This window comes from Tranquillimonas rosea (assembly GCF_900111315.1).
Classification (GTDB): domain Bacteria; phylum Pseudomonadota; class Alphaproteobacteria; order Rhodobacterales; family Rhodobacteraceae; genus Tranquillimonas; species Tranquillimonas rosea.
Genome location: NZ_FOGU01000017.1, coordinates 45,723 through 60,298, shown reverse-complemented (window position 1 = coordinate 60,298; position 14,576 = coordinate 45,723). Strand labels below are relative to the sequence as shown.

The following is a 14,576-nucleotide window of genomic DNA, read 5'->3' as shown; positions in this document are numbered from 1 at the left end:
GACTGCGAGCTCCCCGATCTTCGCGTGCAAATCGCGCACCGTATCGGCATCGACCTCGGGCACCTTGTTCACCGCGCCCTTCTCGAACACGCCGGACGCACCTTCCAGCAGTGCGCTCGCCATCGTCCTCGGACCGATGGCGGACTATGGCTCGCTCCATTGGTGAATTAACGTCGGGTGGACCTCGAACCTCGCGGCCAGCTCGGCCACCGTCCGTTCGCCCTTCAGCGCTTCAAGCGCCACCTTCGCCTTGAACGCAGCCGCGTGCCGCTTCCTCTTCGCCATCTCGTCCATCTCCTTCTCGAAGACCAAGATGACCTCAGATTGTAGCTTACGTCAGTGTCCGATTTTCGGGGGGGGGCAGCGCCGCGCGCGCTGTGTCCGTTCCGCGCGGTGTCATGTCGCTGGAGACCGCGCGGCCGGACCCGGATCGAACCGGGTCACGGCCCGTGCGGCGATCACCAGAACCAGATGATCACCCCGATCAGGCAGACGGACAGCAGCGCGGACCACAGGATCCTCGATGTCCAGAACGGCCGCTCGATTGTGAGGAAGGCCTCCCTGGCCTCGTCCGCGGACCAGACGAGATCACGGATGTTCTCCTTTTCCGACCCTCGCGTGGCGGCCGAGATCCCCACGTGCAGGAGGATCCCGACGGCCATCATGATCGAGGACATGATGGTGTAGTGGATTTCGGGCAGACCGAGGCTTTCCCAAGCGCCGGTGACCTCCTTGGCGATGAACAGCGGCACGCCGACGACGAGGCCGAAGATGATCGTCCAGAAGGCGCCGTTGCCGTTGAGCCAGGGAATGAAGAGACCGGCGATGTAGACCACGACGATGGTCGGCACCACGTAGGACAGCGAGGACTGGAAGTAGCCGAAGAGGCTCTCGAAGTTCGAGATCATCGGGGCGTAGACGGCGCCGAACACCATGACCGCCCCGGTGACCAGCCGACCCAGCCAGACCTGCCGCGCCTCCGAGATCTCGCGGAACGGCAGGACGAAATCCTTCACCACGAGGGTCGAGGCCGAGTTCATGGCCGAGTCGAGCGAGGACATGATCGCCGCGATCAGCGCCGCCATGATGAGGCCTCTCAGGCCGATCGGCATCAACTCGAAGGCCAGCGTCGGAAAGGCGAGGTCAGGCGTCTCGAGGTCCGGATAAAGCTTGAGCGCGATGAGACCCGGAAGGATCAGCAGGAAGAGGTTCGGCAGCTTGAGAAAGCCGGCGAAGACGGCGCCGATCTGGCCCTGCCGCAGATCCTTGGCCCCCAGCGTGCGCTGAACCACGAACTGGTTGATGGCGAAGTAGTAGAAGCCGAGCAGGATCACGCCCCAGATCCCCGTCCACGGCAGGAAATCGTCGCTTGCGGGCAGGATGAGGTGCTGCTTCGTGTCCTCCACGTCGGCGAACATCTCCTGCCAGCCGCCGATCTCGTCGAGGCCGAGCCAGAACAGCACGGCGGCCGCCACGATGAGCAAAACGGCCTGCACCGTGTCGGTCACCACCACCGCCGAGAGACCGCCGAGGATGGTGTAGAGCCCGGCCACCAGCGCCAGGACCGACACCGCGGTCCAGAGGTTCAGGTAGTCTGTGACGTTCGAGATCACGAGCCCGCCCGCATAGAGCGCCCCCGCGGAATCGATGAACAGGATGGCCAGGATCGTGAAGATCGAGAACGCGCGCCGCGCCCGGACGTCGTATCGCGCCTCGAGAAATTCCGGCACCGTCGAAACCCGTGCGCGCAGGTAGGACGGCAGGATGAAGATCGCGAACAGGATCAGGACGAAGGCGGCCGTCCACTCGTAATTGTAGATGACGACGCCGTTGTCATAGGCACCGCCCATCAGGCCCACGAAGCTCGAGCCCGACATGTTCGAGGCGAAGAGCGAGAAGCCGATCAGATACCAAGGGAGAGTGCGTCCGGCGAGGAAGTAGTCATCGGCGCCCGAACCGCTCTTTCGGGAAACATACAGCCCATGTGCGATGATCCCGATGAAGTAGATCAACACGATGGCGTAGTCGATCAGGTGCAGGTCGAACTTGGCTTCGTCCATGCGAACTGTCCCCGCTCGGTCTTCTCTTTTGCAAGGCTAGAGCTGCGTGCCAACGCCGAGACCGATCGGATTGTTTCTTCCCCGTGATGACCCCGGGCCGGCGGCGGGTCCGCGGGCAGGACTTTCCACGGGGCTCTTTGCCCGATTGACAGGACATATCGAAGGATGTGCACCTATACGGACCGTGGCGGCACTCCCGCCCCTGGCGCGAGGAGATGTCATGAACCAGGTGTTGTCCGGCGTCTGGCCGCTGTTGCTCGGGATCGTGCTGATCATGCTGGGCAACGGCATGCACTTCACGCTGATCGGCCTTCGCGGCGGCATCGAAGGGTTCTCGGCCGCCGAGCTTTCGATCATCACCTCGGGCTACTTCGCCGGCTTCCTGTCGGGCGCGCGGCTCGGTCCGGTGCTGATCCGTCGTGTCGGACACGTGCGTGTCTTCGCGGCCCTGGGCAGCTTCATGTCGGCCGGGCTGATCGCGTTTCCCCTGCTGACCGATCCCTGGTCCTGGACCGTCCTGCGCCTGCTGATCGGCTTCTGCATGTCCGGCATCTACGTCACGGCCGAGAGCTGGCTGAACGACGCCTCCACCAACGAGAACCGCGGCAAGGTGCTTGCAGCCTACATGATCGCGCAGACGCTGGGCATCATCGGGGCGCAGGCGCTACTGAACCTCGGCGACGCCGCCACCTCGGCGCTGTTCATCGGCGCCTCGATTCTCGTTTCCGTCTCCTTCGCCCCGATCCTGCTGTCGGTTTCGCCGGTGCCGGCGGCGCAGGTCGCACGGCCGATGCCGCTGCGCGACCTCTTCAGGGGCTCACCGCTCGGCACGGTGGGGATATTCTTTCTCGGGGGCGTATACGCGACGCAGTCGGGCATGGGCGCCGTCTTCGGCACCCAGATCGACATGACCGCGGCCCAGATCTCGCTCTTCGTGGCGATGCTCTTTGCCGGCGCATTGGTGTTGCAATACCCGATCGGCTGGCTCTCCGACCGGATGGACCGGCGCAAGCTGATCTTCGGCGCGGCCGTCCTGGGCGCGGTGTGCTGCGGGCTGGCCTGGACGGCCGGCGACGTGCTCTGGGCCCTGATGGCGGCCGCCTTCCTGGCGGGTGGCGTGACCACACCGCTCTACGCGCTGTTCCTCGCCTACACGAACGACGCCCTGTCGCCCGAGGACATGCCCGCGGCGTCCGGCGGACTGGTCCTGACCTTCGGCGTCGGCGCGATCCTGGGACCGCTGGCCGCGGGTGCAGCGATGGACCGCCTCGGTCCCTTCGCCTTCTGGCTGGTGCTCGGAGCGACCTTTACGGCCATCGCGCTCTACGCCCTGTTCCGCATGACCCAGCGTGCGACGGGGGGTGGTGAAGAGAGCTACCTCGGCGTGGTCCCCACCGCGTCGCCCGTGGCGGTCGAGGCGGCCGGTGCCTGGGCGGCGGAGCAGGCAGAAGAGGAAGGCGCGGCCAACGACACCCGGTAGAGACCGCCCCGATCCGCTCGGGACATTTCCGCGTTCGTCCGATACCTCAGAGCCCTGCCCCGGCTGCAACCAGCATTGATCCACCTTGCCGTCGCGCGGCAGAGAACTGTCCCCCTCTCCGTATTGCCTTTTGCGAGATTTGCTCGTATCGAGCAGGCAAGGTGCCGGGCACCTGCCGCCTGCGGACGCAAGTCACGGTGAAGCCCGGAGCAAGACGACATCTCACCCCCGAAGCATTTCGAAGGTGGGCAATGCAGGCTCCCTCCCGATCCGAAATGCCTCTCCGGAGGAGTGAACGATGTCTGTCGGACATGACCCGACCCCAAGTGACACCCCCTTTCTGACCCGTCCCATCGGGACACTGTTCCTGTCGACGCCCGCGCCCAAGGCGGTGGTCATGTCGACGGGCGGTCGGCTTCGCGTGCAGATCGCGGCGCCGACATTGCTCATGCCGTGGCTGCTGACGCCGGCGCTTCTCATCTCGTTGGACGCCGTGGCAGGCGACGATGGCCCATGGCTCGCCTTTCCGACCGCGGCCGCCGCGCTCCTGCTGTTGGCATCCACGATCGTCCTTCGGGACCGTGCGGTGGATCCCGTTCCCGCGAGGGCTTCCGCCAAGGAGGCAACATGACACAGCCCACCCTCGATACCATCAAGGCGCAGGCAAAGGCGCTCCGGCAGGCTCTGCAAGCCAGGGGCACGGTCGTCAGCCATGCCCAGGCGCTCGAGCTCATCGCCCGCCAGCACGGCGCGCGGGACTGGAACACGCTGCATGCCCGGCTCGTCCAGCGCAACGCACCACCGGAGCTCGCGCTGGGGGACCGCGTGACCGGCCGCTATCTGGGCCAGGCCTATAGCGGCGAGATCGTCGGCCTCTCGGGGCAAGCGGGCCACCGCCATGTCGAGATCGCGCTCGATCAGCCGGTCGATGTCGTTCGGTTCGACAGCTTCTCGAACTGGCGCCACCGCCTTCGCGGCACGCTCAACCAAGAGAACCGAAGCCATCGCAGGACGTCGGACGGCAAGCCGCATCTCACGGTGGAAAGGGCGTAGCGCGGGCCATGCAGAGACCCGACCCTGTCGCGCCGGGCTGTCGCCCGGCGCGTCCAGTCGGCTACCCCCCGGATCACTGCACCTGAACCAGTTATGTATTGGCGCCGCGCGGGTTTGGACGGATACTCCTCTCCCGTCACGGGGCCGGATTCGCACGGACGGGGACAATGGCTGGAAAGTTCGAACTCTACAGAGACCGGGCCGGAGAGTTCCGGTTCCGTCTGAAGGCCGGCAACGGCCGGATCATTCTCGTCAGCGAAGGCTACAAGCGAAAGCCCAGCGCGACTAAGGGGATCGCCTCGGTCCGCAGGAACGCCACCAAGGACATGCAGTTCGAACGGACCGAGACGTCGGACGGCAAGTACCGGTTCAATCTCAGGGCCACTAACGGACAGGTCGTCGGGACCAGCGAAAGCTACGAAAGCGTCTCGACCCGCGACAACGGCATCGCTGCGGTCATGTCCACAGCCCCCGAGGCGACCGTCGAGGAGATGGGTTGAGGCGCTCGTCACCAGATCCGGTCGCCTCCGAAAGCGCGCCATCTGCAGACCCGTCTCGACAGGGGCGGCGACCGACCCGCCGCCCGATGTCAAACCGTCCGGCTACCGCAGGAGATCGAGCTCCTCCATGTCGATGCCCAGCGGATCGCTGAGATCCGCGATGGAATCGTAGAGCAGTTCGAGGGAATACTGCGGATTGTGGGCGTAGTTGCCCGGATCGGCGGTCACGAGCTTCCAGTTGAAGGTCGCGCGCAGGCTCCGCGGCGTCCACGCGCCGTAGACCACCGGCTCGCCGCCATCCATGTCGATGGCCCCGTCGCCGTTCGCGTCCGAGAAGAAATACGGATAGCGGGTGCCGTCGTAGATGCCGGGGGCGCCCGCGACCTCGTCCATGTAGTCGCGGATCATCCGCATCAGCGTATCGGCATTGGCCTCGATGTCCGAGCGGATACCGACCGATGTATCCCCGCTGCCGTCATAGCTCTGGCGGGCGATGCGGATGTCCTGCGGGCTGTCGGCCTGATGGCAGGTCAGGCACGGCTCGAACCCGACCTCCAGCGTGTGCGGGTCGTGGCAGGAATTGCAGCTCTCGACGGGCCGTGCGTGAAAGAAGCGGCCGGAGTAGTCCCGGCCGTCGTACTGGTATCCCGCCTCGCCATAGCCGCCGAGCCACGTGGCCGCCGCTGTCGCGTAGTGGGGATTGATGAAGCGCAGCTCCGGATCGGGCTGGTCCAGGGCGCGATCGGCGATCGTGTCCGCCACATCCTTGCCGGCCGACCGGCCCTGGTGACAGGTGAGGCACGACGCTTCGACGCCCTGCACCGGATGCACCACGCCGCTTGGAAACGTGACCTCTTCCACTTCCGACAGACCCGCATTGTGGCAGGTGCCACAATCGACGACGCCGCCCACGTCGATCTCGCCATCGACAACCCCGGCCTCGGACCCGTCGAGGCCGTGGAAATCGCGAAAGCCCTCGCCGGAATGGCAGGTGGCGCAGGCGGCGTTGACCTGCCCCTCGTCGTCCCAATGCCGGAACGCTTCGGCCGCCGCGTTCGCATGGGCCGACCGGAACCAGTCGGCGATGGCCTGATCGTTCTCGATCTCGATGTCCGCCGGCTCGAACGGCCCCGATTGCGGCAGAGCGAAGGGCACGACCGCGTCCCCTACCCCGGCCTCTTCGGCGCCGGAACTCGTCTGGGCGAAAGCGGCCGACGCCAGTGCGGCCAGGCCCGCGCTGAGGATAAGGCAGCTCGGCTTCGGAAAGAGGGGCAACGGCATGACGTGTCGGCTCCTGTCCGGGGGTTCGACGATCTGTGCAAAGGATGGTCCGAGGTACCCCGGGTGGCATTGATGTAGATCATGTCTGGCCTCCCGGAGCCGGTGCTAGCGTCACGCCTGTTGGGTGCGCAGGGCGCCAGGAACGGCACAGGCGAACGGGGACAGGATGGGCTTTCTCGGAACCGGAGCGGGGCTTGCGCCGCATTTTCCCTCGCCCCCTGACTCCCCCGACGTGTTCGACGTAATCACCGAAGAGGCCGCGGTCTGCCCCCCTGTGGGCCGCGCCCTTCACGTGGCGCCTCTCGTGCAAGAAGGCGACCGGGTCTCGCAGGGCGGCGCCGTCGCGTGCCTCAGGCACTCTCCCGAGATCAAGTTCGTGGCGCCGATCGCGGGACACGTCGCCAGCATCGTCCTGCTTCCCGGTCGGCACTTGTCCGAAATCGTGATCTACCGCGAAGACGGGGACGCCGTCGAACGGCACGACACGGAACTGGCCCACAGCGTTGCCGGTCTGCGGCGCCTGATGCAGTCCGCGGGGGTGTGGCAATGGGTGCGGCGGCGGCCGTTCGGCGGCATGCCGTCCGCCGACGAGACGCCCGCCGCGATCGTCGTCATGGCGACCGACACGCGGCCCGGCGCTCCCGATCCGCGCCATGCACTTGACGGGCGAGAAGAGGATCTGTCCCTCGGACTCGCGGCGCTCGCGCGACTGACGGACGGACCGGTCATGGTCTGTGCGCAAGGCGACAGGTCCCCGTCCTGGCCCGCCCTGCCAAACGGGCGCGCAAGGCTCGCCGTCCGTGGCAGGCGTCACCCGCAGGGCTCGGCCGGCATCTGCATCCATCACCTGTGTCCTGCCGGGATCGAGGCGCCGGTCTGGGACCTCCATGCCGAGGACACGGCCGCGCTCGGCGCCCTCCTCCGGACCGGCATGCTGCCGATGACGCGGCTTGTCCGCATCGCCGGCGCGGCGCTGATCGAAGGGCACAGCGTCCGAACGCATCCGGGCGCCGACCTGCGCCAGCTCACCCGGCGGATCGTCGCGCCGGGGCAGCATGTGCTGATGTCTGGCTCGCCACTCGACGGCCACGTGGCGCGCTGGCTCGCGCCGAGGCATCGCCAGATCACCGTCATGCCCAGGGCGCCCGCCCGGCCCGGTCGGCACTGGCTGGTCGCGGCGTTGGACACCTCGACGCGCGGCGCGCCGGCCATCCCGACGGCGGCGCTGACGCAGGCGCTTGGGGCCGCACTGCCGGCGGCGCCGTTCATCCGCGCCCTGGGCGCCGGAGACGAGGAGACCGCGATGCGGCTCGGCATCCTGTCACTCCTGGAAGAAGACCTCGCGCTGGCCGATTACGTGCTGAGCGAGGGCGGCCATCTCAAGGCACAGTTGCGCGCCATGCTCGACCGCATCCAGGCGGAGTTCGCTCCATGATCCGGGGCTTGTGGAACCGCGAGACGGTCGCCCTGCTGCTGCTGGCCGCATATCTGCCGCTGGCCCTGTTCTGGCTCCGTCACGGAGGCACGGAAGCGCTCGCGCGGCTCGGTCTCGCCGTGCTGGTCGTCGCCATCTGGCACCTCGTCTTCATGCTGGCGCGCGCGCAGGCGCCGTCACTGTCCGCCCTGATCACGGCGCTGGCGATCGCGATGCTGGCGCCCGAGGGACTGGGCGTGTTCCGCATGACGCTCGGCATCAGTTTCGGCGTGGTGATGGGAGAGCTCGTGTTCGGCGGCTGGGGCCGGAACGTCGTGAACCCCGCGACCGTGAGCCTGTCGTTCCTCGGTTTCGGCTTTCCGGCGTTCGCTTGGCCCGGCTTCGACGACCCCGTCGCCTGGGCCGCGATCCCGGCGGCCCTGATCGGCATGGCGACCGGCATCATGCCCGCGGCGCTGCTTGCCGGAGCCGCGGTCGTGGGCGCCGCCGCCAGCCTTGCGGGCCTGCTGCCCGAGCCGGTGCTACTCGCAGCGGGCGTGGCTCTGGTCCTGCTGCTGGCCGACCCGGTCACCAGCGCGACGACCGCACTGGGGCGCTGGCTGAATGGCGCGCTCTACGGGGCGCTCGTCGTGCTGTTCTCTGCCGGGTGGACCGGGGCCGCGCCGGTTCAGGTTGCCGTCGCGGCGGCACTTCTCGCCTCACTGGCCGCGCCATTGCTGGACGATGCCGCGCTGGCGCTATGGATCGCCGCCCGCAAGAGGCGTCATGGCCGGACGTGAGTGGAACCCCCTGCGCCGCCTCTTGGCCCTGCCCAACGAGAGCCGCGCCAAGACCATCCTCGTGGCCTTTCTCGTCTCGGCGGTCTGCGCCGCGCTGGTCAGCGGCGCAACGGTCCTGCTGCGCCCGATACAGGCGGCCAACCGCGCCGCCGAGGAACAGGCCCGGATCGCGGCTCTGGTGGAGGGCATACCGGGCATGGCCGCGCTCCTCGAACAATCCGGCGGCACGCTGTCCACCGTCGTCATCGACCTCGACCGCAGCCGCGCCGCGACCGAGGTGACACCCGCCACGCTCGATGCCGCCCTGGGCGATCCCGGCAACTGGACCGCGCTGGACCCGGCGCAGGACCTCGCTGGGCTCGGCCACCGCCCGAACTTCGCGCAGATCTACCTCCTGCGCGACGGCGACGACGTGTCGCTCGTGCTGCTTCCCCTCAGCGGACAGGGCTACGGAGGCCGGATCGACGCGATCCTGGCGCTCAAGGGCGACATGAACACCGTCGCGGGCATCGCAATCACAGGCCATTCGGAAACCCCCGGCCTCGGCGGTCGCATCCAAGAGGCGTCGTGGCGGTCGAGCTTTCCGGGCACCGAACTGCGCGACGAGGGCGGCGACATGCGGTTCCGCGTGGCGCGGGGCCCCGCCTCGGACGTGCACGAGGTCGACGGCATCACCGGCGCCACCCGTACCGGGCGCGGCGTTACACAGATGGTGCGCTTCTGGCTGGGGCCGGATGGCTACGGGCCGCTGCTCGGCGCGATCGACCGGGGAGAGTTCTGAGCGATGGCCCGAACGACCGACCCCTGGCGCACCCTCACCGATCCGCTGATCCGGCAGAATCCGGTGACGCTGCAAATCCTCGGGATCTGCTCGGCGCTCGCGGTGACGACGACGCTCGCGACGGCGGTGACCATGTCGGTGGCCCTCACCGTGGTGCTCACCCTTGCCGCCGGCTTGGTCAGCGCGATCCGCCGGCACATCCCCGACACCATCCGCCTGATCGTCCAGATCGTGATCGTCGCCTCGCTGGTGATCGTGATCGACCAGGTCCTGCAGGCCTATTTCGCCGAGATCAGCCGCGCGCTGTCCGTCTATGTCGGCCTGATTACAACCAATTGCCTCGTGCTCGGCCGAACCGAGGCCTATGCCCGCCACCACGCCCCCCTGCCGGCGATGATCGACGCGTTCGGTAACGGACTTGGATATTCGCTGGTGCTGGTCTTCGTCGGGGCGGTGCGCGAGTTCTTCGGAAAGGGCGAGCTCTTCGGCGCGACCGTCCTGCCGCTGGTGGACGAGGGCGGATGGTTCACACCGCTCAGCCTGATGCTGCTGGCGCCGTCGGCCTTCTTCCTTCTCGGGCTGCTCGTCTGGGCGCTGCGCAGCGTCCTGCCCGAGCAGAGCGAAGCGCCAGAGCACACGCCGCCGCTGCGCACGGAGCCGGCGGAATGACCGGGCTGGGTGCGCTGTTCCTGTCGGCAGCCTTCGTCGACAACATGCCGTTGACACTGTTCCTCGGCCTCTGCACCTTCCTGGCGCTCTCCCGCAGTCCCGAGGCCGCTCTCGGGCTCGGAGTGGCGATGACCGGCGTGCTCGGCGTCACGGTGCCGCTCAACCACCTCGTCTATACCTACCTGCTCGCCCCCGACGCTTGGGCCTGGGCCGGCCTGCCCGAGATCGACCTGTCCTACCTGTCGCTGATCGCGTTCATCGGCGTCATCGCGGCGTCGGTGCAGCTGCTGGAGATGCTGCTCGACCGCTTCCTGCCCGCGATCCACGCGGCGTTCGGGGTGTTCCTGCCACTGCTGACCGTGCAATGCGCGATCCTCGCCGGCAGCCTGTTCATGGTCGAGCGCAGCTACACGCTCGCGCAGTCCGCGGTCTTCGGCCTGGGCAGCGGCGCGGGGTTCGCGTTGGCCGTCGCGATGCTCGGGTCGATCCGGACGCGGCTGGCCTACGCTGACCTGCCGGCCGGCCTGCGCGGCCTGGGCATCGCCTTCGTTCTGACCGGCCTGATGTCGCTGGGATTCGCGGCGTTCGCACAGATGGCGGCGGCGGAATGATGGAGGTCCTGCTGGGAAGCGCGGTGATCGTCGTCCTCGTCGTGGGGATGAGCGCGGGGCTTCTCCTCCTGCGGCGGCGCCTCCTGCCCGATACGGGGCTGGACGTGTCGGTCAACGACGCCGTGCATCTGGCCGCCCGGCGCGGCGCCACGCTTCTGGGCGTGCTGCACGACGCCGGGATCGGCATCCCGGCCGCCTGCGGCGGGTCGGGCACCTGCGGATTGTGCCGCGTGACCGTCACCGGCGCGGGCGCCGGCACACCGCAGGCGACCGAGCGCGGCGTGCTGTCCGCCTCCGACCGGCGCGCCCATGTCCGTCTGGCCTGCCAGACCCGGCTGCGGGGCGACTGCGCGGTCCGCGTGCCCGACGACATTCTGTCCGCCGGAGGCGGGGTCGTCTGCACCGTCGCGTCCACGCGGATGCTCGCGCCGCTCATCCGCGAGATCGTCGTCGATCTTCCGCAGGAGCACCCGACAGAGTTCCGCGCCGGCGACTTCATGCAGGTCACGGCACCGCCCTACCGACTCGACTTCCGCTCGCTCGACGTGCCCACCGCCTTTGCGGACGCGTGGGAGATTTCGGGCTGGCGGGAGATGCGCGTCGCCTCCGACGCCGAGGTCACGCGGGCCTATTCGCTAGCCAGCCGCCCGGAAGATGCCGGGCGCGCGGTGTTCAACATCCGGCTCGCGGTGCCGCCCGCCGGGCGCGAGGACACGGTTCCGCCGGGCATCGTCTCGTCCTGGCTGTTTTCGCTCAAGGCGGGCGACGCGATCACGCTGTCGGGCCCGTTCGGCGACTTCCACGTCCAGCCCACCGGGCGCGACATGGTCTTCGTCGGCGGCGGCGTCGGCATGGCGCCCCTGCGGGCTATGATCCACCAGGAACTCGGACACGGCACCCAGCGGCACATCCGATATTTCTACGGCGCGCGCTCGGCGGCCGACCTGTTCTATTCCGACGAGTTCACGGCGCTCTCTACCCGCCACGACAATTTCGGCTGGACCCCAGCGCTGTCCGAGCCAGCGCCGGGCGACCGCTGGCACGGCGCGACGGGGTTCGTGCACGAGGTTCTGTGGGCCGAGATGTCCCGGCACCCCGCCCCGGAGGAATGCGAATACTATCTCTGCGGGCCGCCTGTGATGATCTCGGCGGTCCTGGCGACGCTGGAAAGGCTCGGCGTCGAGCCGCTGTTCATCTTCTACGACGATTTCGGAGCGTGACATGAAAACACACAGGCCCCGATTGTCCCGCCGCACCGCCCTCGGCCTACTGGGCGGGTCGCTGCTGCTGCCACGGGCGGCCATGGCGGCGCGCGTCGAGACACTGTCCGGCACCGCTTTCGGCACCCAGTGGCGCGTTGCCGCGCGGCCGGACGGGGGGCTGCACCGGCTGGCCCCTGAGGTCGAGGCGCTGTTCGCGGGGATCGACCGGCAGCTGTCGCCCTGGCGCCCCGACAGCGCGATCAGCCGGTTCAACGCCGCGCCGGCGGGGGCCGTTGCCGCGGACCGCGCGCTGACCGAGGTCGCGTCCGCCGCCCTGAGGATCGCGGGCCAGAGCGACGGGGCCTTCGACCCGACCGTCGGCCCCCTGGTGGCCCGCTGGGGCTTCGGCCCGATCGTCCGCGGCGGGGAACCGGATTGGCGCGCGCTCGCGGCCCGCCCCAGCGGCGTGACGAAGGCGCGAGCCGATCTCACCCTCGACCTGTGCGGAATCGCAAAGGGCTGGGCCCTCGATCAGGCGGCGGCCCGGCTTCGCTCTACCGGGATCGAGGACCTGCTGTTCGACCTCGGGGGCGAGTTCGTGGCGCTCGGGCGGCATCCCGACGGGCGCGAGTGGCGGGTGGCGGTGGAGTCGCCGCTGCAGGGTCGTCCCAGCGCGGCTACGCTGAGCCTGCCCTCCGGCACCGCGGTGGCCACCTCGGGCACACGGGCGCAGAGCTATGTCCTGAACGGACGCCGCTATAGCCACATCGTCGACCCCGGTACACGGACGCCCACCTCCGGCACGCTGCTATCGGTCACCGTGGTGGCCGCGGACGCGATGACGGCCGACGCCTGGGCGACGGCGCTCTGCGCAGCCGGCGACGAGGACGGTCCGGCCTTGGCCGAGGCGCACGGCATCGCGGCCCTCTTCGTCTCCGAGGACGCCGGAAGGCTGCGTCTGCGTCGCAGCGGCGCGATTGCCGAGATGCTTCTGTAACCGAAAGGCACATCCCATGGAGATCCTGTTCGCCATCGCCATCGTTTCCCTGGCCGCCGCGGGGATCGGCCTGGGTCTCGTGTTCGGGCGCAGCCCGGCCCGGACGGGATGCGCGGCGGCCGACGGCCTTGCCACGGGGCGCTGCGCCGACTGCCCGTTGCGGCGGCGCGATGACCGGGGGCACGACCGATGACCGAGTATCGCGTTCGCGGCATCATGCGCACCGACGGGCCCACCCTGACGGCCGAGACACCGATCCGCCGCGCCATGGCGCTTCTCATCGACGCGCGGGCCGCCGTGGCGCCGGTTCTGGCGGAGGACGGGCAGATGATCGGCCTTCTCAGCCAGAAGGACTGCTTCCGTCCGGCCCTTCACGCCAGCTACCACCGGGAATGGAGCGGCCGGGTCGCCGACTGGATGTCGCGCGAGATCGTGTCGGTCGAGGCCGAGGACGAGGTCATCCGCGTGGCGGAGATGTTCCTGACCCATCCCCACCGCGTCTTCCCGGTCATGGACGGACGGCTGGTCGCCGGTCTTCTGCACCGATCTGACGTCCTGGCGCTGCTGGTCCGGATCGGCTGAGGGACGAAAGCGGAGCCGGAGAGGCTCAGAGCAGCAGCGCGACCAGGATCGGCGCGAGGATGCTCGTCAGCACCGCGTTCAGCGCCAGCCCGATCCCGGCGAAGGCGCCGGCCGTCTCGTTCACCTGGAACGCGCGCGCGGTCCCGATCCCGTGCGCGGCCACCCCAACTGCAAAGCCCCGCGCGCGCCAATCCTCAATGCGCAGCATGTTCATCAGCGGCGTCACGACGACCGCGCCGGTGATGCCCGTGAGGATGACAAGCACGGCCGTCAGCGTCGGACTGCCGCCGAGCGCCTCGGAAACACCCAGGGCGACGGGGGCCGTGGTCGACTTGGGGCTGATCGAGACGATCACTTGGTCGGGCAGGCCGAAGGCCATGGCGATCACGATGGCCGATCCCGCCGCGGCGAGCGAGCCAGCGAAGAGCGCCGCGATCAGGGGCAGGACCGAGTCACGGATCTTGGCGAGGTTCGCATGCAGCGGCACGGCCAGCGCGACCGTGGCCGGCCCCAACAGGAAGTGGATGAACTGCGCCCCGTCGAAATAGGTGGCGTAGGGCGTGCCCGACAGCCACAGCAGCGGCGCGATGAACAGCACCGACAGGAGCACGGGATTGGCCACCGGATGACGGTTGAGCCGCAGCGAGATGCGATCCGCGACGAGGTAGGCCACCACCGTGCAGGTCAGCCACAGCAGCGGCCGGGCGGCCAGGTAGCTCCAGATCTCGGTCACGTCGGTCATCGCGAGCCTCCCGAAAGCCTGAGGACGAACAGGAACGTGCCCACACCGACCAGCAGCGAGATCACGGTGCTGGCGACAAGCGTCACGCCGAGCGCGAACCAGTCACGGACGAGCACGTCCAGTTGCGCCATCACCCCAACCCCGGCCGGGACGAAGAGCAGGGACAGATGCGCCAGTATCCTCTGGGCCACCGGCCCGACGCTCCGCGCCACCGCCGGCCGGAGGAGAAGGACAACGAACAGCAGCAGCAGTCCGAGAACCGGGCCGGGTACCGGAAGACCGAGGGCGCGGCTGGCCGTCTCTCCCGCCAGTTGGCACACGAGGAGGATGGCGATCGGGGTCAGCATGGTGTCCGGGCCCTTTCGTGCCGTGTCAGGTTCAGGGTGATGACGGCCGGGCCCGGC

General features: G+C 68.7%; 17 protein-coding genes and 1 pseudogene. 13 read left to right on the top strand and 5 right to left on the bottom strand.

Features of this window, described 5'->3' with window-relative positions; translation table 11 throughout:
• Positions 1-194: 194 nt before the first annotated feature.
• Both BMZ25_RS20590 and BMZ25_RS19100 read right to left on the bottom strand, forming a co-directional pair.
• Positions 195-285, bottom strand: a pseudogene (locus BMZ25_RS20590) (hypothetical protein); the annotation flags it as partial.
• Between the two features lie 173 nt (positions 286-458).
• Complete coding sequence (locus BMZ25_RS19100) at positions 459-2,060, bottom strand: sodium:solute symporter (RefSeq protein WP_092696241.1); 1,602 nt, start codon at positions 2,058-2,060, stop codon at positions 459-461.
• A gap of 220 nt (positions 2,061-2,280) precedes the next feature.
• On the opposite strand from BMZ25_RS19100, the gene BMZ25_RS19095 reads away from it, so the two are divergent.
• From BMZ25_RS19095 to BMZ25_RS19080, 4 genes are all read left to right on the top strand, one after another.
• Positions 2,281-3,540, top strand: coding sequence for an MFS transporter (locus BMZ25_RS19095; RefSeq protein ID WP_092696240.1), 1,260 nt, complete (start codon positions 2,281-2,283; stop codon positions 3,538-3,540).
• A 298-nt stretch (positions 3,541-3,838) separates the two neighbouring features.
• Positions 3,839-4,171: a hypothetical protein gene (locus tag BMZ25_RS19090; RefSeq protein ID WP_092696239.1), complete on the top strand. Its 333-nt coding sequence runs from the start codon at positions 3,839-3,841 to the stop codon at positions 4,169-4,171.
• Positions 4,168-4,593: a glyoxalase superfamily protein gene (locus BMZ25_RS19085; protein WP_092696238.1), complete on the top strand. Its 426-nt coding sequence runs from the start codon at positions 4,168-4,170 to the stop codon at positions 4,591-4,593. The genes BMZ25_RS19090 and BMZ25_RS19085 overlap by 4 nt, the downstream gene beginning before the upstream one ends.
• A gap of 167 nt (positions 4,594-4,760) precedes the next feature.
• Positions 4,761-5,093: a YegP family protein gene (locus BMZ25_RS19080; RefSeq protein ID WP_092696237.1), complete on the top strand. Its 333-nt coding sequence runs from the start codon at positions 4,761-4,763 to the stop codon at positions 5,091-5,093.
• A 102-nt stretch (positions 5,094-5,195) separates the two neighbouring features.
• Here BMZ25_RS19080 and BMZ25_RS19075 read toward each other — a convergent pair whose 3' ends face one another.
• Complete coding sequence (locus BMZ25_RS19075) at positions 5,196-6,374, bottom strand: cytochrome c3 family protein (protein WP_143071575.1); 1,179 nt, start codon at positions 6,372-6,374, stop codon at positions 5,196-5,198.
• A 166-nt stretch (positions 6,375-6,540) separates the two neighbouring features.
• Here BMZ25_RS19075 and BMZ25_RS19070 point away from each other — a divergent pair, with 166 nt between their 5' ends.
• From BMZ25_RS19070 to BMZ25_RS19035, 9 genes are read left to right on the top strand one after another with little or no spacing between them, the layout of a single operon-like run.
• Positions 6,541-7,809 carry a Na(+)-translocating NADH-quinone reductase subunit A gene (locus BMZ25_RS19070; RefSeq protein ID WP_092696236.1) on the top strand — a complete coding sequence of 423 codons (1,269 nt, stop codon included), beginning with the start codon at positions 6,541-6,543 and terminating at the stop codon, positions 7,807-7,809.
• Positions 7,806-8,588 (top strand): RnfABCDGE type electron transport complex subunit D, encoded by a 783-nt coding sequence (locus BMZ25_RS19065; RefSeq protein WP_092696235.1) that lies wholly within the window; start codon positions 7,806-7,808, stop codon positions 8,586-8,588. The genes BMZ25_RS19070 and BMZ25_RS19065 overlap by 4 nt, the downstream gene beginning before the upstream one ends.
• Positions 8,575-9,369 carry a Na+-translocating NADH-quinone reductase subunit C gene (locus BMZ25_RS19060; protein WP_092696234.1) on the top strand — a complete coding sequence of 265 codons (795 nt, stop codon included), beginning with the start codon at positions 8,575-8,577 and terminating at the stop codon, positions 9,367-9,369. Before BMZ25_RS19065 ends, BMZ25_RS19060 begins: the two co-directional genes overlap by 14 nt.
• 3 nt (positions 9,370-9,372) lie before the next feature.
• Complete coding sequence (locus BMZ25_RS19055) at positions 9,373-10,038, top strand: NADH:ubiquinone reductase (Na(+)-transporting) subunit D (RefSeq protein WP_092696233.1); 666 nt, start codon at positions 9,373-9,375, stop codon at positions 10,036-10,038.
• Complete coding sequence (nqrE, locus tag BMZ25_RS19050; protein ID WP_092696232.1) at positions 10,035-10,649, top strand: NADH:ubiquinone reductase (Na(+)-transporting) subunit E; 615 nt, start codon at positions 10,035-10,037, stop codon at positions 10,647-10,649. The genes BMZ25_RS19055 and nqrE overlap by 4 nt, the downstream gene beginning before the upstream one ends.
• Positions 10,646-11,869 carry an NADH:ubiquinone reductase (Na(+)-transporting) subunit F gene (gene nqrF, locus BMZ25_RS19045; RefSeq protein ID WP_092696231.1) on the top strand — a complete coding sequence of 408 codons (1,224 nt, stop codon included), beginning with the start codon at positions 10,646-10,648 and terminating at the stop codon, positions 11,867-11,869. Before nqrE ends, nqrF begins: the two co-directional genes overlap by 4 nt.
• 1 nt (position 11,870) lies before the next feature.
• Positions 11,871-12,848 (top strand): FAD:protein FMN transferase, encoded by a 978-nt coding sequence (locus BMZ25_RS19040; protein ID WP_092696230.1) that lies wholly within the window; start codon positions 11,871-11,873, stop codon positions 12,846-12,848.
• Positions 12,849-12,864: 16 nt separating this feature from the next.
• Complete coding sequence (locus BMZ25_RS21005; RefSeq protein WP_177190543.1) at positions 12,865-13,041, top strand: hypothetical protein; 177 nt, start codon at positions 12,865-12,867, stop codon at positions 13,039-13,041.
• Positions 13,038-13,430 (top strand): CBS domain-containing protein, encoded by a 393-nt coding sequence (locus BMZ25_RS19035; RefSeq protein WP_092696229.1) that lies wholly within the window; start codon positions 13,038-13,040, stop codon positions 13,428-13,430. Before BMZ25_RS21005 ends, BMZ25_RS19035 begins: the two co-directional genes overlap by 4 nt.
• A 25-nt stretch (positions 13,431-13,455) precedes the next feature.
• On the opposite strand, the gene BMZ25_RS19030 is transcribed toward BMZ25_RS19035, so the two are convergent.
• Positions 13,456-14,172: an LrgB family protein gene (locus BMZ25_RS19030; protein WP_092696228.1), complete on the bottom strand. Its 717-nt coding sequence runs from the start codon at positions 14,170-14,172 to the stop codon at positions 13,456-13,458.
• Positions 14,169-14,519 carry a CidA/LrgA family protein gene (locus BMZ25_RS19025; protein ID WP_092696227.1) on the bottom strand — a complete coding sequence of 117 codons (351 nt, stop codon included), beginning with the start codon at positions 14,517-14,519 and terminating at the stop codon, positions 14,169-14,171. Before BMZ25_RS19025 ends, BMZ25_RS19030 begins: the two co-directional genes overlap by 4 nt.
• Positions 14,520-14,576 lie beyond the last annotated feature (57 nt).